Raw genomic sequence first — 22,902 nt, 5'->3', positions numbered from 1 at the left:
AATGAGTTTATGAGTTGAGAAGATGCGACTTAAGATATATAAATCAGATATTCATAGGGGGAGAAGAAACAAATGAGATTAAAGAAACCGTTTCTGATTTTGGGGTCATTGGTATTGATTATGGCATTAGCGGCATGCGGAACGAATAATTCAACAAATTCAGGAGCAACGAATAGCAATGGAAATGATGAAAGTATAAGTGGTTCAATTCTGGCAGTAGGGTCTACGGCATTACAACCATTAGTTGAACAAGTAGGTCAGAAGTTTATGGCAGATGCACGTTATTCTGGCGTTGCAGTTCAAGTACAAGGTGGGGGTAGTGGAACAGGACTAACGCAGGTTTCTGGCGGTCAAGCGGATATTGGGAACTCGGATGTTTTTGCGGAAGAGAAACTGAAAGAAACAGAAAAGGCAAATGAATTGGTGGATCATCAAGTGGCTGTCGTAGCCATGGCAACCGTAGCTAATAAAGATATCGGAGTAGACAGTTTGAATAAGCAACAACTAGTTGATATCTTCACCGGAACAATAAAGAATTGGAAAGAGCTTGGCGGGATTGATGAGGGTATTGTGATAATTAACCGTCCGAGTAGTTCTGGAACACGTAGTACTTTTGAGAAATATGCATTAGGGACAAAGGTTGAAGATATAGCGGGTTCCATTATAGAGGAGTCTTCAGGAAATGTTAGGAAGCTTGTTGGTGAGACACCTGGTGCCATTGGATATCTAGCCTTGTCTTACCTGAATGATTCAATCAAATCAGTGCAATACGATGGTATTGATGCTACTGTAGAGAACGTAACAACAGGTGATTATCCCGTGTGGGCTTACGAGCACATGTATACCAAGGGTGAACCTACCACTGTGGTTAAAGCTTTCCTAGATTATATGATATCAGATGAAGTTCAAAATGGTGATGTTGTTGAATTGGGTTACATTCCAGCTACTCAAATGAAAGTCACACGTGATGCGGCGGGAACGGTAACTAAGAAGTAATATTGATGAACGGATCAAATAGGGGCTTATATAGCCCACAAGAGGCGTCTTTATAGCCTCTATTTTCATTTTAAGAAAGTAGGATAACTATGAATGCTAAAAAGCCACCTCGTGTTCTTATCAAAAAGCATCACTTGGAAGATTGGACGGGACGTATATATACGACATTTTGTGTGTCGCTTCTAGTGATCATTATTGTTTCTATGATCTATTTCGTCGCATCCAAGGGTCTTGCGACATTTGTTAAAGATGGCATACATATTAGTGATTTCTTATTTGGCACGAAATGGAGCCCTGATGCAGACAATCCATTATATGGTGCACTTCCGTTCATTGCGGGATCGTTTGCAACCTCATTATTAGCAGCGTTAATAGCCAGTCCATTAAGCATCTGTGCATCATTATTTATGACAGAAATTGTTCCAGGCTGGGGTAAGCGAATTCTCCAACCTGTTATAGAGTTACTTGCAGGTATACCTTCTGTTGTGTACGGCTTCGTTGGCTTATCTGTGATCGTTCCTCTCTTTCGCGATGTTTTTCCTGGACAAGGAATTGGTATTGCTGCAGGGGCACTAGTGCTGTCTATCATGATACTTCCAACGATCACAAGTATTACAACAGATGCACTAAGTTCACTACCTAAAGGTCTGAAAGAATCATCTTTCGCACTGGGTGCTACACGGTGGCAGACGATAGCAGGAGTAGTGATTCCAACCGTATTGCCATCCATTCTTACAGGAATCGTACTAGGTATGGCCCGAGCATTTGGTGAGGCCTTAGCCGTACAGATGGTTATTGGAAATGCACCACATATTCCTACTTCCCTATTTCAGTCGGCATCGACATTAACAAGTGTTATTACCTTGAATATGGGGAATACCGTTGGGGGATCTGTAGAGAATAATGCACTGTGGAGTATGGCTCTTGCGCTCATGATCATGACGTTTATATTTGTAATCATAGTAAGACTATTGGAAAGGAGGCATCGGTTATGAAGCCAAAAACCGTTGATAAAATTGCTACTGCAGTGATCGTTACGCTATCCTTAATCATTGTTGCTGTACTAGTAGCTTTACTGGGATATATACTTTTTCGCGGTCTCAGTCATATTAGTTGGTCCTTCTTAACTTCCGTTCCACAAACGATCAGAGAAGGCGGGGGGATTGGGCCACAGTTGTTTAACTCTTTGTTCTTACTTGTATTAACACTGATTATAACCATCCCATTAGGATTAGGTGCAGGAATATATATGGCAGAATATGCCAAGCCCGGCAAAATTACGGGGGCGATTCGCCTAGTTGTTGAAGTTCTTTCTTCATTCCCGTCCATCGTAGTAGGCTTATTTGGTCTATTGCTTATTGTGAATACATTTGGATTTGGATTCTCTTTATTCTCAGGAGCGTTAGTATTGACTATATTTAACCTTCCTCTAATGGTACGTGTGACAGAGCAAGCTTTCAGAGGTGTTGCAAAAGAGCAAAAGGAAGCGGGTCTTGCACTGGGGCTGTCGAAATGGAAAATTATTCACTCCATTCTACTCCCAGTAGCTTTACCGAGTCTTGTGACAGGTACGGTTCTTGCCGCAGGAAGAGTGTTTGGTGAGGCTGCTGCATTATTATTTACAGCTGGGATGTCCACACCAAGGCTTGACTTTACGAATTGGAATCCACTAAGTCCAACATCACCTATTAATCCATTTCGTCCGGCAGAAACGTTGGCAGTTCATATTTGGAAAATAAATAGCGAAGGCTTAGCACCAGATGCTATTCAAATTGCTGCTGGAGCCTCAGCAGTGCTAGTCATCCTTGTATTAGTGTTTAACTTATTGGCTAGATGGCTAGGTAGAGTCGTATATCGCTACTTCACAGCATCTAAAGTTATGGAATAGGGGTATAAACATATGAATACATCCTTTCGAACAGAGAAACTTAGCGTGTTTTACGGTAATTATGAAGCGGTAAAAGGGATTGATCTTAACTTTCCTGAGCAAAGTGTCACTGCTTTAATTGGTCCATCAGGTTGTGGTAAATCCACATTCCTAAGATCCTTGAACCGTATGAATGATGAGATTGTTGGTTCTAGAATACAAGGAAAGATATGGATCGAAGACGTAGACATCAATGCACCAGGGACAGATGTGATTGAATTAAGACAAAAGATAGGTATGGTATGGCAGCGGCCTAATCCATTCTACAAATCTATATATGAGAATATTGCCTTTGGACCGAAATATCATGGAATCAAGAATAAGCAGCAATTGGATGAAATTGTGGAGAATAGCTTGAGGAAAGCGGCATTGTGGGATGAAGTAAAAGATCGATTGAAACAATCGGCTCTCTCTTTATCTGGAGGACAACAGCAAAGGTTGTGTATTGCCAGAGCGTTGTCTGTCAATCCACGAATTCTATTGTTGGATGAACCTGCCTCAGCGCTTGATCCTGTGTCAACAGCCAAGGTGGAAGAACTTATTGTTGAATTGAAAAAAGAATTAAGTATTGTTATCGTTACGCATAATATGCAGCAAGCGGCAAGAATATCTGATTATACCGCTTATTTCTATTTAGGAACACTGATGGAATATGATGCAACGGACATCATATTCACTAATCCATCCAATCCAAGGACCCAGGACTATATTACAGGTCGTTTTGGCTAATGTATCTAAGAAGACGATGTCATCTTGTCATTGATTAGTATGAATAAAGCTCAGAGGTCGGTGTTGTTCACCAGACCTCTGAGCTTTATTGAATTACAAGTTGCAATCTGCAAATAGAATGGACTTTGGAATCCGAAAGAAATCCTCAGCCTTTTGTTGGAATAATATGGATGGGAGTGTACCCTGATGCAACCATTTGCGAAATGTGCCCGGATGGACATCCATCCATCGACTGACATCGCTAACCGAAAGGTCATAAACCATACAAACACCCGTAAGAATATGATTCTTCACAGGAGAACGTGTTATTGTTCTTTGCATAAACTTGGAGGCGGATGGTTGACTAATCACAGGACTGGTGTTGAGATGTTGTTCATTAAACAGAATATGTCTAGGATAACCTAAGAATTTACATACATTGTCCATATTCTTCTTGCTTGGGATACGTCCTTCATAGACCCATGCACTCACACTTCGTGAGGATATAGACAGTTCCTCCGCTAAGGCAGACAGCTTAATATCCCTTACCATTAATATCCCTAATAGGACACGGTTGCGGATTTGGCAACGTGTTGGTTTGCGAAAACGTTTAACACGGACACCTTTTCCTAAATACTTACGGTTAATCTCAGCCCATTCTTGAATCGAGTGTTTCTCTAGTTGTGTAGGCATAATTCCTCCATGATTGAATTAAACATTGTACATGTACGTACTGATTATGCATCCATAATACCATTAATCATCTTGAATTCAAAATATACTGGCGCTATAGGTTGATGATAGCAATGGTATAAGCCATCGCATTCTATCATATTCAACATATGATGAAGTATGTGGTACGTGATGAAGGGGTGATGAATATGAATATTCACTATTTAAATGCAATAAGTGGATTCATTGGAACGGTCCTTGCCTATTCCTTTGGAGGTTGGACGCAATTACTCAATGTTTTCTTGATCGTTATTATCATTGATTATATCACTGGTGTACTAGCAGCGATTAAGACAGGTTCAGGGCTTAATAGTGACATTGGATTCTGGGGATTAACTAGAAAGGCTCTCATGTTCCTAGTCATCCTATTAGCACATCAAATCGATATTCTTCTAGAGCATGACGTTGGTGCTGTGAAAAGTGGCGTAATCTATTTTTATATGGCGAACGAACTGATTTCTATTACCGAGAATTATGGGCGTTTAGGACTACCTTTACCTGACCAAATAACGAGATTGATTGCTGTTTTGAAGAATAAGGATAAGAATGATGAAGATGTTCGTAACAAGTTATAAATGACAATCGCCTTTCCCAAAATTCTAGGATATGTTATATTTTTGATGAACCTATTATATTTGATGATAAGGAGTAATCCATGATTAAACATATTGTTCTATTTAAATTAAAAGATAGTTCTATTGAGAGCATTAAGAGAACTGCAGATGTACTTCGTAATATGGAAGGGAAGATTCCTGAACTGTTATCCATTGAAGTAGGAATTGATATCATGCGTTCTGATCGATCATACGACATATCACTAATGACAGAAGTTGCATCTTTAGAAGCTCTACATGCCTATCAAGTTCACCCGCTACACCAAGAAGTAATTCAGCATATGAATGAGTTCAAAGAAAATTCAATAGCAGTAGATTATGAGTTGTAAATAGAGAACACTTCTAACAAACTTCATGGAGGTCAGGCTGTGTATTATGTCAATAGAGAACAGATTGAGAGACGCCTTCATACCATACCTGAGATTGTAAAAGGTCTAGAAATGGTAGCAGATCAATGGGATGGTGGATTGCTCTTGGGATTTGCTCAAGAGAGAGCTTTGCATTTATCCATTGAGGTCGTAACAGACGTAGGAAGCTATCTTATTGATGGTTTCATCTTGCGAGATGCAAGTAGTTACGAAGATATTCTAGATATTACACACGAAGCGAAGGCATTCAGCGATACCGTGCATATGGCTTTGATTTCATTAGTCAAGTTGCGCAGACCATTAGTACAGAATTATTACGAATGGGAACGTTCCTTACTTCATCCTTTAACGAAAAGTCTTCCTGCTATCTTGAACGAATTCTCTTCTTCTATTAGAAAATATATAGACGACGAGTTAGGGGTTTTTGATGAGGAAGGAGTGATGATAGAATGACTACTGAAGTTGAATTAAACAATAAAGAAAATCATCTAACTTCAGATAATGAACTAATGGGGTTCGAACTCGCCTACAACATTGAATTTCTGTATGATCAACAGCCTATAGTGTCTATGGCGAAATTGTATGAGACGATTGAACAATATACAGGGAAACTGAAAGTGTCAGGGTCAGATGGTCAATTAACCTCCCCATTCGGTAAAGAGTTGACACGCTCGGAGGAAGAGAACAAAAGTCACCATGTTATATTTCATATGGATCATAAAGTAACTTTTGATGATGAAGAAATATACGCTCAGAGCTGTATATATGAACCAAGTGTTATTGAAGATTATGATCGATTTGAACGTGGAATACAGCAGAGTTTTCACTGGCAGAATGTTGACAAGACAGTTGAACAATGTAAGTATAGTCTGCGAATCCATGATTTATATACAGCAGGAATACACTATAAGAAACGACTTGAACTTCTATTAGGTCTAGTGAATGCGATTCAAGAAACGGCGCCCTGTAAGGCAATTTATTGGCACACAAGTGAGAAATTTGTTCAACCAGATATTTATTTGGAAGCGATTGATCAGGGCGAGAAGTTATATGGTGCTGTCAATCTTCGTCTATACAATACGGGTGTAGAAAAGGCAATGATTATGGATACCCTCGGATTATCTTCTCTGGGTATACCAGATCTTCAATGTCACTTCTATGATATGAATCCTAGTGAAGTTGCACGCGACTTGTTGGGGATATCTAAATATCTATTTGATCAGGGCGATATTATTCAAGACGGTGAGTCGATTGGCACATCAACAGACAGAGCGTATCAATGTGAGCATCAACATGCGTTAGTTATTCCGGAACGTTATGTACTTGATCTTAATGCTGGACCTGAACATGATGCAACACAGATCAAACAAAGTAAATAAATAATAGATAATTAAGGTTGTCTCGAGTGTCAAGTCAAGCTCCTTCTGATTATAATGCATTAAGAAATAGGCATTCGCCCGATTGTAGCGATGAAGAAGGAGAGATGTATGATGAAGGACAACAATAAAAGCTTTATATGTGGAGCATTAGTAGGCAGTTTTATCGGATCTATCACGGCATTACTATTAGCACCGAAACCTGGTTCTGAATTACGCAAGGATATTGTGGATACGACTCGTCAAGTTAGTAACAAGACACAGGAGCTAGCGAATGTCGCTAGTGCTCAGGGAGCAAATGTCTACAGCATAGTGAAGGGCAAGGCTACGGATATTGCACAAGAAGTACAATCGTGGCGTCCATGTAAGAAAGAAGAATCCGATGAAGTGATCTAACAAGATATGGAAGACTAGACCTTATCCTGAATAATGGGGATGCAAGGTCTTTTTTCATGAGATATGAGGGGAATATATATGTTGAAGGTCCCATTGAACTGGAGTACTATTTAGGTACGTTCAAGAACTATTGGACATATAGTACATGGTAGAAATCAGAAATTAACATAGAAGGAAGCGGTGTGTTCGTGCAACATGCAATTGCGATATTGGACTCGGGAGTAGGGGGATTGACTGTTGCTAAAGAAGTCATGCGACAACTTCCAAGAGAGAAAATCATATATTTTGGGGATACGGCTCGTACTCCATACGGATCAAGGTCATCAGAGCAAGTAAAAGCGTTTACTGAGCAAATTGTAGATCACCTCATACAGTTCGAACCGAAGATGATAGTGATCGCTTGTAATACTGCCACTGCAGTAGCGTTAAATTATATATCGGAGAAAGTATCGATTCCCGTCATTGGTGTTATCCATCCCGGAGCCCGTGCAGCTATCAGTGCGACTAAGACGGGTGAGGTCGGTGTTATCGGTACGGTCGGTACAATAAGGAGTGGAGCTTACACAGAAGCATTACAAGAGTTATCTCCGTATGTAAATGTTACAAGTGAAGCTTGTCCACAACTTGTACCCTTAGTGGAACAGGGGTTATTTCACAGTAAAGAGACAACGGATGTAGTGAAGCAATCTCTGGAAAATATCCGTAGTACTTCGATTGATTGTCTGATACTTGGTTGTACCCATTATCCATTCCTAATGGATACTATTCAAGAAGTCATGGGGAGTAAAGTGAAGTTGATTAGTTCTGCGGATGAGACAGCCAGAGAGATCAGTACAATTTTGTATGATAAAGGTCAGTTAGCCAAGAATGACGAATCACCTATTCATCAATTTATCTGTAGCGGAGATGGTGAAATATTCAAGAAAATTGCAACACAGTGGTTAGGAGAACATATACAGAGAACGCCTGTCGAATGGCAAGTGACTAAATTTGATGAATAAAGTGAAATAATAAGGCATGAAGAAATGCTATGTATGCATACAATCTAACCACATGATCTTTGCTGTTCGCGGATCACTCTGATTTCCGCAGAAAGGGAGGTTTGTATGCTACAATATACTGTTCGTAAAGGGGATACACTAGCAAGGATTGCTGCCAAGAGAGGCCTTAAGCTTGAGAATATTGTATATGCTAATCCTTGGTCTTCGGATCAACCTTATCTTATTCCTGGTCAAATCCTTTATCTTCCTTCCACACCTAGACGTAGATATGAAATACAAGCAGGCGATACGATGAAGAATGTATTGGCGCAATTCTGTGTCAACGAACAAGCTTTTAAAGAAATGAACCCCGGCATTTCACATGATCGATTTCCTACTGGACTTGTTCTTGTGCTACCCAACCCAGAAGCTAAATGTATTGTTGAGCCACAAGGGGAATATGGTTACACGCAAATGATGGATAATATTGCTGAAATGGTGGATAAATATCCTTTTATTGCGACACAGGAAATTGGTCTTAGTGTAATGGGTAAACCACTTATCATGTTAAGAATAGGTAATGGTGATCGACAAATTCATATCAATGCGTCCATGCATGCCAATGAGTGGATAACGACTTTATCTCTAATGAAATGTATTGAAGAATATGCGGTGGCATACGATGCGAACCAACAGTGGAATAATTATGATTCGCAGGAGTTGTTCGAACAATGTACGCTGTGGATCGTGCCTATGGCAAATCCAGATGGAGTCGAATTAGTTCAAGAAGGCGTTACACACGAACATATCTATGCGGAGCAATTAATGACATACAATCATCATCGCAAAGACTTCAAACATTGGAAAGCTAATATCCGAGGTGTAGATCTTGGCGATCAATTCCCAGCTTACTGGGAAGAAGAAGTTGAACGTAGAGGGACTATATTCCCTGCACCGCGGGATTATGGTGGGGAATATCCATTAAGTGAGCCAGAAGCAGCAGCACTGGCTAAGAGTACGGTTGATATCTCGCCAGACGCAGTGATTTCATTACACAGTCAGGGGCAAGAAATTTATTGGAATTATCGTGATTATGAACCGAAAGAGAGTCAACAGATCAGCAATAGGCTAGCCCAGGTGAGTGGTTATCGATCAGTTCAATTACAAGGCAGCGATGCAGGATATAAAGATTGGTTCATTTATCAATTTAGTCGTCCAGGATTTACTGTGGAAGTGGGTCAAGGAATAAACCCGCTACCCATAGAACATTATCGAAATATAAGTCTTGAAATCGGTAAAATTATTGCTGAATTAATGAGAATATAGAGTTGAATTGAACAACTTAATGATAATCAAAAGGAAAGCAACCACTTTATGGTGATCATTGGAATATTGTGGTTGCTCCCATACGCTAGTTCTTATCGAATAATAAACTGTCGAATCCATTGTCGTAAATAAGGACAAGTCTTGAATTACCTTGCGAAATAGGGTTAGTTAATTTAGAATTAAAATGACGCAAAAGGAATAGCTAGAGAATTCAAATTAGTAAAGAAGGTTGGATTAGAAATGGCAAACGATATTCGCGTATGTGAGAAGTGTAGACATGTACGGCTCAAAAGTATTATTCCTAAATTAGAAAAGATGGCACCTGACGCTGAGATTAAGGTGGGGTGTAAATCTTATTGTGGTCCTTGTGGGAAAAGAGCATTCGTCTACATTAATGGTCGATACGTGAGTGCGGCTACTGAGGAAGAAGTGCTTGCTAAAGCAGCTCCATTTGTAAAAGGCGTAGTTGACATTTAATGAGTATGAATAGTGTGTTCCATAAGGAACTTTCAATAAAATATCAGACAAGCAAAAACGCAGCTTCAGTATAGGAGATAATCTAATACTGAAGCTGCGGTTTTTTGCATCTGTTACTTCATTCACCTAAGGAGATCATATTGAATGACCTGATCTGATGAGTTGAGTTCAAGTTGCGCTTGATCAAATCCAGTACGACACGACCCAATCTCCATAGGTTCTCGTGTATTAAGGTTATAGCAACTGCCATTCTCGAAACGACCATCAGCAGAAGGAAGATAGAACACTTCACGATTTGTGAATGCCCCTGAACGAAGAACTACGAATCGATCGCTATCCACGAATAGATTGTTGCCCAACATATGATAGGAATCGGTCGGAATACCCAACAGATGAAGAAGCGAGGGCGACATATCTAGCTGTCCTGAAGGATCATCATATTCACCTGCCAAGCTATTGTCTGGTAGATGAATAAGTAATGGAACTTGATTCATGATTTGCTCCATATCGAGATCATTTAAGCTTTTTCTTAGAAATTGTTCATAAACAGATTTATCTTTAATGGAACTATCGTGATCTCCATAGACAATAAGGATCGTATTGTCCCATAGGCCGTCCTGTTTCATTTGTTCAGTAAATAATCCTAGTGCCTCATCTGCGTAATGGATAGCATGAAGATAATCGCCAAATATGTTGCCCTTATACTCGCCCACATCCAATGATTGCTTGCTAGCAGGGATAGTGTACGGATGATGACTGGTCAGTGTAATTAGAAAAGAATAGAAAGGCTGTTTGATCGATTTCATTTGTTCTAAGGATTGTGTAAGGAATGAGTTGTCACCTAGTGACCACCCCATAGGCTCATCGATTAGATAATCTTTTTTGCTGAAGTAGCGGTCGTAACCCATGTGGTTATACATAATAGTTCGATTCCAAAAGCTGCTATCATATGCATGAAAGACGTTAGGGGAATAACCATGATCTTGTAATATTAAAGGTAACATATCGTATGTGTGATCAGGATAGCGAATGAACACAGAACCTGTAGGTAGAGCATGTAAAGAACTATGGACACTAAAGTCAGCATCAGATGTTCTTCCTTGGCCAGTCTGATGATAGAACTGATTGAAATACATACTCTCTTTCATAAGACGATTGAAGTGAGGTGTAATTTCTTGTCCCTGTATACGCTGACCTATCATGAAATTCATAAAAGCTTCAACTTGAATCACAATCACATTACTGTTCTTGTATTTCCCGAACGTTTCATTATGTATGTTCCGTTGTGCGACCTTCCCTTTGAATATATCTGCAATTCGATCTAATTCAGCTTGGTTTAGGTCATATGTTGGGCCTAAATGTTCTTTCGTGTAACGATAAATATCGTACCCATGAAATCCAAGTAATCCCGTTACGTTGTATATGCTCATATTCCACCAATTGCTTGCGAATAAGCCTTTAGCCCATGTGTCGGTGTAGTGTTTAATCGGCGCAAAGGTAAGAACAGAACCTACAGTGAGAATTAGAATGCCTGTAACTAAACGACGGCCAATTCCAATACGTGTAACAGGGGTCTTTCTTCTGAATCTAGGTATTATACGGATGATGAAATACATCAGCAATAGTAACCAATCTATAAAGAAATATAGATCATTCCAGTTCAATAAAGATTGTATACTGTCACCTAGTGAGCTGATCTGTCCCGTCTGAAGTAGAACAGGAATCGTAATGAAATCTTCGAAATAGCGATAATATACAAGATCGGAGTACATGATCATAGTCAGTACCATGTTTAGTAATACGAGAGATATGATAAATCCACGATGCGGTAGCCATAATGTCCAGAAAGATATGAGCATGATGGATCCTATAGCAATGACATAGTCTAAGAAATCGAGAGATATATAGGGTAAATTTAGATATCGATCTATAAAGGTTAACTTAAACAGGATGAAGCAGATAAATAACGGATAGATGATGTAACGATAGTGATGTCTATGGGTCTGGCGACTAAAGCTATAAGAGTTGACGCTATCTTTGTGATGTTTCACGAATGCCGTCCCCTTTCTGACCGAATGATTGTCGGGATTATATAGTTGTTGAACATAAAAGGAGGGCATCCCTAACCATGTGTAATGGATTCGGGGACACCCTCCTTTGTATCAACCTATAGAGTAGATAGTTATTCAAGAAGAGATTCTTGCTTATGTCTTGGTGGAAGAGGTCCGAAATATTGATAATATTGACATTCGATCGTTCCATTATATAACTTACGACGCTTATCAGCTTTCTTATTGAACAATTGTTCAAACCGCTTCGTTGAGCTAATGGCGAAGAATGACCAAGAAGGAAGAGATACTGACATTCTTCCTAATTCACGAATAAGTACGTCCACTTCCTCGATTTCACTTAAACGTTCTCCATACGGTGGATTGGTAATGATACATCCATAATCACCTTTAGGTCTAGCTTTAGTGATAGGTAGAACCTCCAATTGAATATCTTTCGCGAAGCCAGCACTATTCACGGCTGCTTGAGCAACTTCTATAGCTGCTGGGTCAATATCACTTCCGGAAATCTGTAAAGGAATATCATCTCGAATGGAATCAAATGCTTCTTCCCTAGCTTCAGACCATAATGACTCTGGAATAATAGGCCAATCCTCAGAATTAAACGTTCGACGTAATCCAGGAGCAATATTCCATCCAATCATTGCGGCCTCAACTAACATGGTCCCAGAACCACAACAAGGGTCATAGAAGGGTCTTGTGGGATTCCATCGGCTTAATTGGATTAGAGCAGCTGCCATCGTTTCTTTGATTGGTGCTTCAGTAACGAGCTTACGATATCCACGTTTGTGAAGACCTGAGCCGGTTGTATCCAATGTGATCAATGCTACATCATTTAACATAATAACTTCAATGACATAGCGTGGACCATCTTCAGGGAACCATTCTGTATGATAAGTTTGATTTAATTTATCAACGATAGCTTTCTTAACGATACTTTGACAAGCAGGAACACTGCTTAGTTGTGATTTAAGAGAACGACCTTCAACAGGGAATTCACCATTACGAGGAATCACGTCCTGCCATGGTAATGCCTTTGTTCCTTCGAACAATTGATCAAAAGTAGTTGCTGTGAATTCGCCCATCTTAATCAGAATGCGATCTGAAGTGCGAAGCCATAAATTACAACGACAGATATCAATTAAGTCTCCACTAAAAATGACACGTCCATTCTCGACTGTCATATCATGGTATCCCAGTTGCTTCAATTCACGAGCTACAACGGACTCTAAACCCATGGGTGCTGTAGCAATAAGTTGCAAGTGAGCCATTTAACCTTTCAACTCCATCCGGACATCCTTTGCGCATCATGGCACATCAGGAGACCTTTAAATTTAACGTAACTTGCCGGTTATCGACAAAACCAATACAATAATGAGATTAACATCATAATGCGATATAACCAAGCTTCAATTATAAAACAAATAGGCTAATATGGAAAGTTAGTTCGAGGAGGAACTGCAATTGGATATCACCCAAGAAGAATATGTTGATGAAATGTACAAAGATGATGTGGAACTAGAGCGAGTGAAAGAAAGTATTAGAGAGAAGGACATGCCAGAAGTATCCGTAGCTCCAGCATATGGGAGACTTCTGTCAATACTTGTTCAGTCAACGGGTGCAAAGAGTGCCCTAGAGATTGGCGCGCTCGGTGGATACAGTGGGATTCGGATCGCCAAGGGGCTTCCTGTCGATGGACAACTGCTCTCATTGGAGTTGAAAGAGGAATATGCAACATTAGCACAGGAGAACTTAGAGAGAGCAGGGTACGGGTCCAACGTTCAATATATGGTAGGTCCTGCACTTGAGAGCCTAGAAGAACTTAAACAAGAAGGCAAAACGTTTGATTTCTTCTTTATCGATGCGGATAAAGAAAATTATCCAATATATCTGGAATATGCTATCCAATTGGCCAATCCTGGAGCCATGATTGTAGGAGATAATTGTTTCTTGCGCGGTAGAACCTTAGATCCGCAGAAGAACGGACCAGCAGTACAAGGGATGCGTCGATTTAACGAGCAGGTAGCCACGGATACTAGATTGATGAGCACATTGCTTGCAGATTATGATGGTCTATCCATCTCATTGGTGATATAACCGGCATCAAGTGATGTATGATGATCCTAATTAATCACGCTGTCGTTGCTTGTGGGTATAGAGCTTGGATCTTACCCACACTACGTTTAACAGAAGTAAACAACCAGCAACGATGAATAATCCCTCAATGCCTATAAATCCTGATAACAATCCGCCAACGAGTGCACCAGTCATATTGCCAAGAGCAAGTGTACTACTATTGAATCCGAAAGCTCGACTCTCCATCCCATCGGGAGTATAGGAACGTATAAGGGCGTTGACACTAGGTAATAACCCTCCCATAAAGATACCCATGAAGAACCTAATCATGATCAATTGCCATACATTCTGAACGAAAGCTTGTGGGATGATCGTTAACGTCGTACCGATTAAGGCAAAGGTGAGAATGCGATGTGCCCCTAGTCTATCACTGACTTTCCCAAGAATTGGGGATGAGATCATATTTGAAATGCCTGTGACAGCAACAACCATTCCTGCCCAGAATGAAATATTTAGCGGCGAAGCATGTAGTTTTTGCACATATAGTGGTAACAAAGACATGGGACTAACCATCGCGAACTGGAGTAAGAAAGTCACTGCAAACAAGGCTAATAATTGAGGAATATGAGCGAGTTCTTTGAAACCTTGAATGACGGAGTCCTGTACGGTGTGAGCAGCTTCTTCGCGGTTGAAATTCTCTTTTACAAATATAAGAGCTAGAAGGGAAGCAACAAGGATTAGGGCACCAGTTATGTAGAAAATAGGACGGAAGCCGACAAGATCAGCTAGACTTCCTCCAATCAACGGTCCTAGAATGGTTCCAGCAACGGCGCCTGACTGCATAATCCCCATAGCATACCCCATTTGGGATTTAGGTGTCGTTCCTGATATAAGAGAGATCGCAGCGGGATTGAATCCAGATATGGTTCCATTCAGTAGACGAAGAAATAATAATTCCCACGGACTCCGGGCGAAACCCATGAGCACAATGACAATTGCCATACCAAACCCTGAGCGTAATAACATAATTTTACGTCCATAACGGTCGGATAGTTTCCCCCAGAGTGGTTGGAAGAAGAATGCAGTCATGAAATTCGCTGCAAATATAACACCGGCCCATATGCCAATTTCATAATCACCATGAACACCAAGATCCTTGGATAAATATAAAGCTAGAAAAGGCGTAATCATCGTAACACCAGCATTGACTAGAAATTGACCGATCCATAATACAATGAGGTTTATTCTCCATGTTGTCATCTGTAGACACGACCTTTCTAAGCTGTGATTTCGTAACTCCTCGAAAAACGACAAAATATAAGTATAACATAAAAGAATATATCGCATCGTTAACATTGTCATAGTTTTGTCATGAGATTCACTTAAGGTATAGTTGTTACTTCGTTTTGAAGCGTGCATACTATATAGAGCAAGCAAATGATGATATTGGAGGCTAACCGATGACTTACAATGATGTGTTCACCAGAGCTTGTAATAAGCAACAGATCGATCATGTGCCTGTATGGTATATGAGACAAGCAGGTAGAACGGACCCTGATTATCGCAAAATAAAAGAAAAATATAGCCTCCTTGAAATTTGCCGTCAACCCGAACTTGCGGCCGAAATCACACTAATGCCAGTAAAGAAGTTAGGCGTTGATGCCGCTATCCTTTATTCTGACATTATGAATCCAGTAGCTTCACTTGGAATAGATTTCGATATTGTCAAGAATATCGGTCCAGTTATTCACAATCCGATTCGAACAGCAGCTGATATTGAGCGCCTTCGTCCAATCGATGTAGATAAAGATCTGAATCATATTATGGAGACGATACAAATCCTTGATAAGGCTTTACAAGTTCCACTTATCACTTTTGCAGGCGCTCCATTTACAATTGCTAGTTATTTAATTGAAGGACGACCATCCAAAAGTTATATTCACACCAAAACATTGATGTATAATGAGCCACATCTTTGGCATGCTTTAATGCATAAGCTTGGAGACATGGTCATTACTTATGCTAGAGCTCAAATTGCGAATGGTGGCAAGGCTTTTCAACTATTTGATAGCTGGGTTGGTGCCTTATCCCCGAAGGATTTCGAAGTGTTCGTGTTGCCAACGATTACTCGTATCTTTTCCGAATTAAGCGATTTGAATGTACCCAAGATATATTTCCCAGGTGTTAGTTCGGGAGAGTTATTACCATTACTCACCAATCTTCAATGTCAGGTGCTAGGTCTGGATTGGAGAGTGTCTATATCTGAAGGACGAAGAAGAACAAATGATGGTTTCGCAATGCAAGGTAACTTAGATCCCTATATTTTAACTGCACCTATAGATGTTATTACACAACAGGCCAAACACATCATCGATGAAGGCATTCAGAAACCTGGATTCATATTTAATTTAGGTCATGGACTATTCCCAGAAGCATCCTTAGATAAGGTTCGTGAGTTAACACAATTTGTACATGAATATTCTGCTTCACAATTGAAATTATAAACATACGAATTAAACCTATACTAAGTTGAGGTGGTTATGTCTTGAAATCCAAAGTAGGCGTATTAGTTATGTCTTACGGAACACCAGAGAGTCTAGAAGGAATTGAGGCTTACTATACACATATTCGCAGAGGTCGCCCCCCAACGCCGGACCAACTTCAAGATTTAGTTAGTCGGTATGAAGCTATTGCTGGGGGAGTATTTCCTTTGCGTGAGAACACGAACCAGCAGGTGAGGGCTTTAGAGGAACTTCTGAACGAGACTAAGGATGTATCTGAAGTGGAGTATGTCTGTTATCAGGGACTAAAGCATGCATCGCCTTATATAGAAGATGGTGTAGAACAGATGGTCCGCGATGGTATTAAGCGTGCAGTAGGTGTGGTGCTTGCTCCACACTATTCAGTCATGAGTGTAGGAACGTATATAAAGAGAGCTGAAGAAAAGGCTGCAGAGCTCGGGATTGAGATGACTTTTGTTAAGGAGTATCATCTTCACCCTCAATTGATTCAAGCGCTTAGTGAACGTGTAAGTGCGAAGTTGGATATGTTTAAAGAAACCGGCGCTAAGCGTGATGATGTGTTTGTGTTATTCAGTGCACATAGTCTACCGGCAAGAATTGTTGATATGGGAGACCCTTATCCAGAACAATTACTAGAGACTTCTCGTGCGATTGCACAACGTATAGGAATTAAACAATGGAAGTTCTCATGGCAAAGTGCTGGAAGAACAGCCGAACCATGGCTTGGCCCAGATGTGCTGGATACGATTCAAGAACTCAACAAAGAACAAAAGAAGAATATCCTCGTTGCTCCAATTGGGTTCGTATCTGATCATTTAGAAGTGTTGTATGATCTAGATATCGAAGCACAAGTGATCGCGAAAGAACTGGATATCCGTTTGATGAGAACAGATTCATTGAATAGTGATCGGTTATACATCGAGACACTCCGTGATGTTGTAAAAGCTTCTATTCAATAAGTCATTCATCACATGATGACATAATACAAGCTTTTCGATGAGCCTCCGAATGTATTCGGGGGTTCTATTTGTTTGGCTTAACCTGATATACTAGATAGAGTCTCGAAAAAGACGGTATTCATATCGCGTGTGAAGGAGTCAATCATGCACTTATCCCGTACTAATAACAAAAGATCCGATCGAAAAAGAAAGAATAAATATTTCAACAAATCATCGATCATACTTAATGTCATCCTGATGGTTGCCATTGGTGCTGTGTTGTCTGTCTATTGGATTACGGAAGGTAAATATACAGAAGATATTCAACCGATCACAACGACCCAGCCTACACAGGAGACTCCCACGGATATCCTAGAACCGACAGTTGTCGCAGAACCTATAGTTGTTCCAGAACCAACAGTGAATGCGTTACCGCCTGCAAAAGAAGATGTTCATGTCAATGAGCCATCTAAACCAGATCAATCTAATGAATTCATCGCGAATTCAGATAGCATGCTAACGATTAACTTCGCAGGGGATATGATGTTTGCAGGAAAAGTAGAAAGTTTGTTGAAGGAAAAAGGGTATGATTATCCTTTTCAACATTTGGGTGACCTATTTCATCATGATGATCTGACCATGGCTAATCTCGAGACACCTATAACGACTTCTGGGATAGGAGCTACGAACAAACAATTTGTGTTCAAATCATCTCCCAAGGCGCTTGATGCTTTGAAGAAGGCAGGAATGGATGCGGTAGGTCTAGCTAACAATCATATACTTGATCAAGGCGTGACGGGAATGCTAGATACAATTAAGCACCTGAATAAAAGCGGTATCCAGTATGCGGGTGCAGGTAAAGATCATATTGAAGCCTATGCACCTACTTACTTCAAGCGTCAAGGTGTGAAGATTGCGCTTGTTGCGCTAAGCCGTGTTGTTCCTGAAGAGAGTTGGCATGCAGGAAAAGACAAACCGGGTGTTGCCACAGTGTACACACCTGACCTAGCGCTTAAATCTATTGCTAAAGCCCGAGTAAATGCGGATATCGTTATCGTTATGGCACACTGGGGGCAAGAAAGAAATTTGAACCCGATTAAGAATCAGATTGATCTAGCTCATCAATTCGTTGATGCAGGAGCAGACCTTGTGATAGGTGCACATCCACATGTTCTACAAGGATTAGAGCAATATAAGGGAAAATGGATCGCGTATAGTACAGGTAATTTCATATTTACGAAATCGAGTACGGCTTCTACATGGAGAACAGCCATATTCTCAACAAGCTGTACACCAAAAGGGGATTGTAAGATGAAATTGATCCCATTCCATGCGGAGATAGGTCAACCGGTACCCATGTCAGCACAAGAGGGCCAACAACTGTTTAAAGATATAGAGAAGTTATCTATTGGTGGTGTCAAGATCAATAAAGATGGTACTGTTATCAAGCCATAACGATAATCAATGCGACGATATATGTCGTAAATCATAAATATAAAGGATGAATGACATGATGAATTCAATAATTCGCAACGTCTATTGTGTAGGTCGTAACTATAGATTACACGCCGCAGAGCTCGGAAATGCTATACCGCAGGAACCAATGATATTTCTTAAGCCATCGCATGCTGTTGTTCAACTGGATAAAAACGTTATTTCGTTGCCGAAAAATGAAGGCGAAGTTCATTACGAAGGCGAATTGGTGTTTCATATCAATCAGGAATATGTACCAGGCATCGCAGTAGATGAATTGGTCGATTACATGGCAATGGGCATTGATTTCACTTTGCGTGATGTCCAACAAGGCATTAAGGAGAAAGGTCATCCATGGACGGCAGCGAAAGGATTCAAATCATCTGCACCGCTGACAGCGTTTATTCCTTTTCCCGGGATAAAGGAGTTAACATCGCAAGATTTCACAGTTCTAAAGAATGATGTAGAAGTACAGCGGGGTAATGCGAGTGATATGATCTTTACTGTGCAGGAAATCGTAGATCATATTGGTTTGCGTTATGGCTTAAGTACAGGAGATATAATATTTACAGGTACTCCAGCAGGAGTTGGACCTGTATCTTCCGGCGACCATTTCACACTCGTATGGGGAGATAACCAGCTTGGAAGCTGTGTCATTGAATAACAGATGTTGTGGATAGTAGGTGCGCTCTGTGCACTCATCGTGTCTAGTGTGGCTTACTGGAGACAGTCACTCTCAGGCTCAGGTGCAATCGCGGCGATGATCATGGGGACGACTTATTTTGCTGTAGGTGGTCTATTCTGGTTCGGGATTCTACTCGTATTCTTTGGTTCTTCTTCTATAATATCTAAGTTCCGACAACATGATAAAGAAAACATGGAGAAGTCCTATGCTAAGACTGGACGACGCGATGCAGGACAAGTGTTAGCCAATGGTGGTCTAGGTATGCTCCTGTGTATTCTTAATGCGATATGGCCTTCCCCGGGGTGGGCAATGTTATTTATTGGTGTGATGGCTACAGTGACCGCAGATACATGGGCTACAGAGATCGGAAGCTTAAGTCGTAAGCCTCCACGTTCCGTGTTGAATGCTAAGGTGTTGCCAGTGGGAACATCCGGTGGGGTATCTCTTCTTGGAAGTGCTGCTGCGGCAACAGGCGGAGCCATGATTGGGGGATTCGCTTGGTTTTTCGAGACATTATTGGCCTGGGACCTACAATTCCATACCCTTCTATTGTGGATAATCATAGGACTTGTCTCTGGTCTAGCGGGGGCTTTCACAGATTCGATATTAGGGGCTTCTATACAGGTGATGTATCAATGCCAAGAATGTGGTAAGGAAGTGGAAGTGGTACAACACTGTGGTCAGGCTACAACAAAAATTCGTGGTTGGATCAGGATGAATAATGATGTAGTAAATCTAACCAGCTCCATAGTTGGAGGGATTGTAGCCTTCATGCTATAATCATATATTGCCAGCCAAATAAGATATGTTAGTAGGGAAAATAAGAGATGAATATATTAACCGTTGAACATATAAGTAAGAGTTATGGAGAAAAGATTTTATTTCAAGATGCCTCTTTTGGAATGGAGGATCAAGACAAGATTGGAATCGTTGGTGTGAACGGAACAGGTAAATCTACCTTGTTACAGATCATTGCGGGCCTGGAGAAGCCGGATGGAGGCCAAATCTCAATCGGAAATGGTGTTAGAGTTCGTACACTTGCTCAGAATCCTGATTATGATCCGGAAATGACTGTACTACAACAAGTATTTCAGGGTAATGACCCACAAATGAAAGTCGTAGCTGATTATACAGTCACGATGGATTTACTGGATTCTGATCCGTCCAATGAAAAAGTGCTAGAAAGATTGTTAGATCTTAATCAGGAGATGGATACTTTACAGGCTTGGAATCTGGAAAGTGAAGCCAAGATCATTCTGAATAAGCTTGGAATCACCCAATTCGAGGATTTGATGGGGACACTATCTGGTGGGCAACGTAAGCGAGTCGCGTTGGCGAATGCCTTAATTCAGCCATGTGAATTATTAATTCTGGATGAGCCAACGAACCATATTGACACGGATTCGGTGGCTTGGCTAGAACAGTATCTACAGAAACGTCGTGGGGCATTACTCATGATTACCGATGATCGGTATTTCCTTGATCGTGTGGCGAATGTCATGTTGGAACTTGATTATGGAAGACTATTCCGATATCAAGCCAACTATTCTGCATTCTTAGAGTTGAAGGCAGAGCGTGAAGAGAGAGAAGCATCCACTGAACATAAACGACAGAATCTACTGCGTACAGAACTTGCATGGATGCGTAAAGGACCAAAGGCAAGATCTACGAAACAAAAGGCAAGAATTGATCGTTATGAAGAGCTAAAAGATACCCAAGGAATACAGCGCGCCGCATCGATGGATATGTCCGTTGCTTCAAGCCGCTTAGGACGTAAAATATTAGAGATCGATCATTTACACAAGACCAATGATGGGATCGTACTCATTCAGGATTTCAATTATATCGCTGTACCTGAAGATCGTGTAGGTATTGTAGGATCTAATGGTACAGGGAAGTCCACGCTACTGAATCTCATTGCGGGAAGACTCCAGCCAGATGGTGGAGAAATTAGTGTAGGTACAACTGTAAAAATAGGTTATTTCACGCAAGAACATCAAGAAATGAATGAGAAGCAGCGTGTCATTGAATATATTAAAGATGTAGCAGAAGTGATTAAAACAGCAGACGGAAGCACGATCACAGCCGGACAGATGCTCGAAAGATTCTTGTTCTCTCCGACTCTGCAATGGACACCTATCTCAAAGCTCTCTGGTGGAGAGAAGAGACGTCTTTATTTGTTAAGGGTACTTATGGGTGCACCCAATGTGCTGTTGCTAGATGAGCCCACCAATGACCTTGATATTCAGACATTGGCCGTATTGGAACAATATTTAGATGATTTTCCAGGTGTGGTCATTGTAGTATCCCATGACCGATACTTCTTGGATCGTACCGTGGATAAGATTGTTGCTTTTGAAGGTGGAGGCAATCTAAGACTTCATGTAGGTTCATATACGGAATACGAGGAATGGATGGCCAAGAATGTGCCACATGAAGCTGACCGTAACCGTGATGTTCCTTCTGTAACGAATGTGAATAAGTCCAATGTGGATTCGAAAAAGGATTTTGAGCCCCAAATATCACATGAAAAAGTGAAATTTAGCTTCAAAGAAAAGCGTGAATATGATCAGATTGATGAAATGATTCAAGCAGCTGAACAGAACATTGTGGATACCAACCAGCAAATGGAATTACACTTTAATGATTCTGCTAAACTACAGGAGCTTATGGTAAAGCTTCAGTTGGGACAGCAAGAGCTTGAACAATTAATGGAACGTTGGACGTATTTGAATGAAATAGCGGAAAAAATGGATATGTAAAGATACGAGCGCAATGAAGGGGGCTTTCCCATAAGTAGATGTTCTACAAGCGAAGACCGGTTCTCTCCATTCTCAAAACAGTAAAGTTCAAAAAAGCAGCGATTCTCCCGTTATTGGAGGATCGCTGTTTTAACTTCTACTAGTGGGCAGTTAGAAAAATTGGTAGTATTGTCAGGAGAGTCCTATGGGAGAACCGATGGATTTATAATGGATACTGGTGAAACACAGGCTAGCGATGTTCCATTAAAACTAGGGATTAAGTTAAACGAAATGTGTGGATATCAAGTTAGTGGAAATGGAGAAACAAATATTAAAGAATTATATATTATAGGAGATACCACAAATGTTTTTCAGGATTAATTAAAACAGCTAGTGAAGGATATGAAATTGGAGCAATAATCAATGGCGAGATGGTAGTTGTAGGGTCTGTCAAATCTTTTGTGTAAACTCTTTTAATAAGTCATCTCCCCGAGGGGA

Annotated in this window: 24 protein-coding genes; 20 read left to right on the top strand and 4 right to left on the bottom strand. The window is 40.6% G+C overall.

All coding sequences use genetic code 11. From position 1 onward, the window contains the following. Positions 1 to 72 precede the first annotated feature (72 nt). The 4 genes from ACH8E3_RS11095 (at position 73) to pstB (ending at position 3,652) form a co-directional block, all read left to right on the top strand. Positions 73 to 996 (top strand): phosphate ABC transporter substrate-binding protein, encoded by a 924-nt coding sequence (locus ACH8E3_RS11095; RefSeq protein WP_458632702.1) that lies wholly within the window; start codon positions 73 to 75, stop codon positions 994 to 996. 89 nt (positions 997 to 1,085) lie between these two features. After that, positions 1,086 to 1,991, top strand: a complete 906-nt coding sequence (pstC, locus tag ACH8E3_RS11090; protein ID WP_458632701.1) for a phosphate ABC transporter permease subunit PstC — start codon at positions 1,086 to 1,088, stop codon at positions 1,989 to 1,991. After that, positions 1,988 to 2,884 (top strand): phosphate ABC transporter permease PstA, encoded by an 897-nt coding sequence (pstA, locus tag ACH8E3_RS11085; protein WP_458632700.1) that lies wholly within the window; start codon positions 1,988 to 1,990, stop codon positions 2,882 to 2,884. Before pstC ends, pstA begins: the two co-directional genes overlap by 4 nt. A gap of 12 nt (positions 2,885 to 2,896) precedes the next feature. Next, positions 2,897 to 3,652 carry a phosphate ABC transporter ATP-binding protein PstB gene (gene pstB / locus ACH8E3_RS11080; RefSeq protein ID WP_458632699.1) on the top strand — a complete coding sequence of 252 codons (756 nt, stop codon included), beginning with the start codon at positions 2,897 to 2,899 and terminating at the stop codon, positions 3,650 to 3,652. 93 nt (positions 3,653 to 3,745) lie between these two features. Here the strand turns inward: pstB and ACH8E3_RS11075 are convergent, their stop codons facing one another. Beyond that, positions 3,746 to 4,324 carry a helix-turn-helix domain-containing protein gene (locus tag ACH8E3_RS11075; RefSeq protein ID WP_458632698.1) on the bottom strand — a complete coding sequence of 193 codons (579 nt, stop codon included), beginning with the start codon at positions 4,322 to 4,324 and terminating at the stop codon, positions 3,746 to 3,748. A gap of 188 nt (positions 4,325 to 4,512) precedes the next feature. Here ACH8E3_RS11075 and ACH8E3_RS11070 point away from each other — a divergent pair, with 188 nt between their 5' ends. From ACH8E3_RS11070 to ACH8E3_RS11035, 8 genes are all read left to right on the top strand, one after another. Continuing rightward, the gene (locus tag ACH8E3_RS11070) at positions 4,513 to 4,938 is read left to right on the top strand and encodes a phage holin family protein (RefSeq protein WP_458632697.1); all 426 of its coding nucleotides are present in this window, start codon (positions 4,513 to 4,515) and stop codon (positions 4,936 to 4,938) included. 80 nt (positions 4,939 to 5,018) lie between these two features. Then, a complete protein-coding gene (locus ACH8E3_RS11065; protein ID WP_458632696.1) occupies positions 5,019 to 5,306 on the top strand; it encodes a Dabb family protein in 288 nt (95 codons plus the stop codon). 39 nt (positions 5,307 to 5,345) lie between these two features. Further along, positions 5,346 to 5,798, top strand: a complete 453-nt coding sequence (locus ACH8E3_RS11060; protein WP_458632695.1) for a DUF86 domain-containing protein — start codon at positions 5,346 to 5,348, stop codon at positions 5,796 to 5,798. Next, positions 5,795 to 6,724, top strand: a complete 930-nt coding sequence (locus ACH8E3_RS11055) for a DUF4261 domain-containing protein (RefSeq protein WP_458632694.1) — start codon at positions 5,795 to 5,797, stop codon at positions 6,722 to 6,724. The genes ACH8E3_RS11060 and ACH8E3_RS11055 overlap by 4 nt, the downstream gene beginning before the upstream one ends. 108 nt (positions 6,725 to 6,832) lie before the next feature. Then, entirely contained in the window at positions 6,833 to 7,117 is a 285-nt protein-coding gene (locus ACH8E3_RS11050; protein WP_458632693.1) for a YtxH domain-containing protein, read from the top strand. A 188-nt stretch (positions 7,118 to 7,305) separates the two neighbouring features. Next, positions 7,306 to 8,118 (top strand): glutamate racemase, encoded by an 813-nt coding sequence (gene racE / locus ACH8E3_RS11045; protein ID WP_458632692.1) that lies wholly within the window; start codon positions 7,306 to 7,308, stop codon positions 8,116 to 8,118. A 105-nt stretch (positions 8,119 to 8,223) separates the two neighbouring features. Beyond that, positions 8,224 to 9,423: a M14 family zinc carboxypeptidase gene (locus tag ACH8E3_RS11040; RefSeq protein WP_458632691.1), complete on the top strand. Its 1,200-nt coding sequence runs from the start codon at positions 8,224 to 8,226 to the stop codon at positions 9,421 to 9,423. Between the two features lie 240 nt (positions 9,424 to 9,663). Beyond that, on the top strand, positions 9,664 to 9,900 hold the full coding sequence (locus ACH8E3_RS11035) for a YuzB family protein (RefSeq protein ID WP_458632690.1): 237 nt from the start codon (positions 9,664 to 9,666) through the stop codon (positions 9,898 to 9,900). Between the two features lie 122 nt (positions 9,901 to 10,022). Here ACH8E3_RS11035 and ACH8E3_RS11030 read toward each other — a convergent pair whose 3' ends face one another. Beyond that, on the bottom strand, positions 10,023 to 11,951 hold the full coding sequence (locus tag ACH8E3_RS11030) for an LTA synthase family protein (RefSeq protein ID WP_458632689.1): 1,929 nt from the start codon (positions 11,949 to 11,951) through the stop codon (positions 10,023 to 10,025). A gap of 131 nt (positions 11,952 to 12,082) precedes the next feature. After that, complete coding sequence (locus ACH8E3_RS11025) at positions 12,083 to 13,240, bottom strand: THUMP domain-containing class I SAM-dependent RNA methyltransferase (RefSeq protein ID WP_458632688.1); 1,158 nt, start codon at positions 13,238 to 13,240, stop codon at positions 12,083 to 12,085. Positions 13,241 to 13,466: 226 nt separating this feature from the next. On the opposite strand from ACH8E3_RS11025, the gene ACH8E3_RS11020 reads away from it, so the two are divergent. Continuing rightward, positions 13,467 to 14,066 (top strand): O-methyltransferase, encoded by a 600-nt coding sequence (locus tag ACH8E3_RS11020; RefSeq protein ID WP_458632737.1) that lies wholly within the window; start codon positions 13,467 to 13,469, stop codon positions 14,064 to 14,066. A 30-nt stretch (positions 14,067 to 14,096) separates the two neighbouring features. Here ACH8E3_RS11020 and ACH8E3_RS11015 read toward each other — a convergent pair whose 3' ends face one another. Beyond that, complete coding sequence (locus ACH8E3_RS11015) at positions 14,097 to 15,305, bottom strand: MFS transporter (protein WP_458632687.1); 1,209 nt, start codon at positions 15,303 to 15,305, stop codon at positions 14,097 to 14,099. A gap of 200 nt (positions 15,306 to 15,505) precedes the next feature. On the opposite strand from ACH8E3_RS11015, the gene hemE reads away from it, so the two are divergent. The 7 genes from hemE to ACH8E3_RS10980 all read left to right on the top strand — a co-directional run bounded on the left by hemE (position 15,506) and on the right by ACH8E3_RS10980 (position 22,785). Next, positions 15,506 to 16,549 (top strand): uroporphyrinogen decarboxylase, encoded by a 1,044-nt coding sequence (gene hemE / locus ACH8E3_RS11010; RefSeq protein WP_458632686.1) that lies wholly within the window; start codon positions 15,506 to 15,508, stop codon positions 16,547 to 16,549. A 41-nt stretch (positions 16,550 to 16,590) separates the two neighbouring features. Then, positions 16,591 to 17,526, top strand: coding sequence for a ferrochelatase (hemH, locus tag ACH8E3_RS11005; RefSeq protein WP_458632685.1), 936 nt, complete (start codon positions 16,591 to 16,593; stop codon positions 17,524 to 17,526). Positions 17,527 to 17,670: 144 nt separating this feature from the next. Next, the gene (locus ACH8E3_RS11000; protein ID WP_458632684.1) at positions 17,671 to 18,960 is read left to right on the top strand and encodes a CapA family protein; all 1,290 of its coding nucleotides are present in this window, start codon (positions 17,671 to 17,673) and stop codon (positions 18,958 to 18,960) included. A gap of 58 nt (positions 18,961 to 19,018) precedes the next feature. Beyond that, positions 19,019 to 19,642 carry a fumarylacetoacetate hydrolase family protein gene (locus tag ACH8E3_RS10995; protein WP_458632736.1) on the top strand — a complete coding sequence of 208 codons (624 nt, stop codon included), beginning with the start codon at positions 19,019 to 19,021 and terminating at the stop codon, positions 19,640 to 19,642. Between the two features lie 3 nt (positions 19,643 to 19,645). Next, on the top strand, positions 19,646 to 20,443 hold the full coding sequence (locus ACH8E3_RS10990; protein ID WP_458632683.1) for a DUF92 domain-containing protein: 798 nt from the start codon (positions 19,646 to 19,648) through the stop codon (positions 20,441 to 20,443). A gap of 47 nt (positions 20,444 to 20,490) precedes the next feature. After that, positions 20,491 to 22,425: an ABC-F family ATP-binding cassette domain-containing protein gene (locus ACH8E3_RS10985; RefSeq protein WP_458632682.1), complete on the top strand. Its 1,935-nt coding sequence runs from the start codon at positions 20,491 to 20,493 to the stop codon at positions 22,423 to 22,425. 207 nt (positions 22,426 to 22,632) lie between these two features. Next, positions 22,633 to 22,785: a hypothetical protein gene (locus ACH8E3_RS10980; RefSeq protein WP_458632681.1), complete on the top strand. Its 153-nt coding sequence runs from the start codon at positions 22,633 to 22,635 to the stop codon at positions 22,783 to 22,785. Positions 22,786 to 22,902 lie beyond the last annotated feature (117 nt).

It is taken from the genome of Paenibacillus sp. CMAA1364, assembly GCF_054373195.1.
The sequence above is the reverse complement of the archived record's forward strand: the minus strand, read 5'-3'. Positions and strand labels throughout refer to the sequence as shown.

Coding starts and splice junctions, on each gene's coding strand:
- ACH8E3_RS11095 (WP_458632702.1), top strand. CDS start 73: ATGAGATTAAAGAAACCGTTTCTGATTTTGGGGTCATTGGTATTGATT.
- pstC (WP_458632701.1), top strand. CDS start 1,086: ATGAATGCTAAAAAGCCACCTCGTGTTCTTATCAAAAAGCATCACTTG.
- pstA (WP_458632700.1), top strand. CDS start 1,988: ATGAAGCCAAAAACCGTTGATAAAATTGCTACTGCAGTGATCGTTACG.
- pstB (WP_458632699.1), top strand. CDS start 2,897: ATGAATACATCCTTTCGAACAGAGAAACTTAGCGTGTTTTACGGTAAT.
- ACH8E3_RS11075 (WP_458632698.1), bottom strand. CDS start 4,324: ATGCCTACACAACTAGAGAAACACTCGATTCAAGAATGGGCTGAGATT.
- ACH8E3_RS11070 (WP_458632697.1), top strand. CDS start 4,513: ATGAATATTCACTATTTAAATGCAATAAGTGGATTCATTGGAACGGTC.
- ACH8E3_RS11065 (WP_458632696.1), top strand. CDS start 5,019: ATGATTAAACATATTGTTCTATTTAAATTAAAAGATAGTTCTATTGAG.
- ACH8E3_RS11055 (WP_458632694.1), top strand. CDS start 5,795: ATGACTACTGAAGTTGAATTAAACAATAAAGAAAATCATCTAACTTCA.
- ACH8E3_RS11050 (WP_458632693.1), top strand. CDS start 6,833: ATGATGAAGGACAACAATAAAAGCTTTATATGTGGAGCATTAGTAGGC.
- ACH8E3_RS11040 (WP_458632691.1), top strand. CDS start 8,224: ATGCTACAATATACTGTTCGTAAAGGGGATACACTAGCAAGGATTGCT.
- ACH8E3_RS11035 (WP_458632690.1), top strand. CDS start 9,664: ATGGCAAACGATATTCGCGTATGTGAGAAGTGTAGACATGTACGGCTC.
- ACH8E3_RS11025 (WP_458632688.1), bottom strand. CDS start 13,240: ATGGCTCACTTGCAACTTATTGCTACAGCACCCATGGGTTTAGAGTCC.
- ACH8E3_RS11020 (WP_458632737.1), top strand. CDS start 13,467: ATGTACAAAGATGATGTGGAACTAGAGCGAGTGAAAGAAAGTATTAGA.
- ACH8E3_RS11015 (WP_458632687.1), bottom strand. CDS start 15,305: ATGACAACATGGAGAATAAACCTCATTGTATTATGGATCGGTCAATTT.
- hemE (WP_458632686.1), top strand. CDS start 15,506: ATGACTTACAATGATGTGTTCACCAGAGCTTGTAATAAGCAACAGATC.
- ACH8E3_RS11000 (WP_458632684.1), top strand. CDS start 17,671: ATGCACTTATCCCGTACTAATAACAAAAGATCCGATCGAAAAAGAAAG.
- ACH8E3_RS10995 (WP_458632736.1), top strand. CDS start 19,019: ATGAATTCAATAATTCGCAACGTCTATTGTGTAGGTCGTAACTATAGA.
- ACH8E3_RS10990 (WP_458632683.1), top strand. CDS start 19,646: ATGTTGTGGATAGTAGGTGCGCTCTGTGCACTCATCGTGTCTAGTGTG.
- ACH8E3_RS10985 (WP_458632682.1), top strand. CDS start 20,491: ATGAATATATTAACCGTTGAACATATAAGTAAGAGTTATGGAGAAAAG.
- ACH8E3_RS10980 (WP_458632681.1), top strand. CDS start 22,633: ATGGATACTGGTGAAACACAGGCTAGCGATGTTCCATTAAAACTAGGG.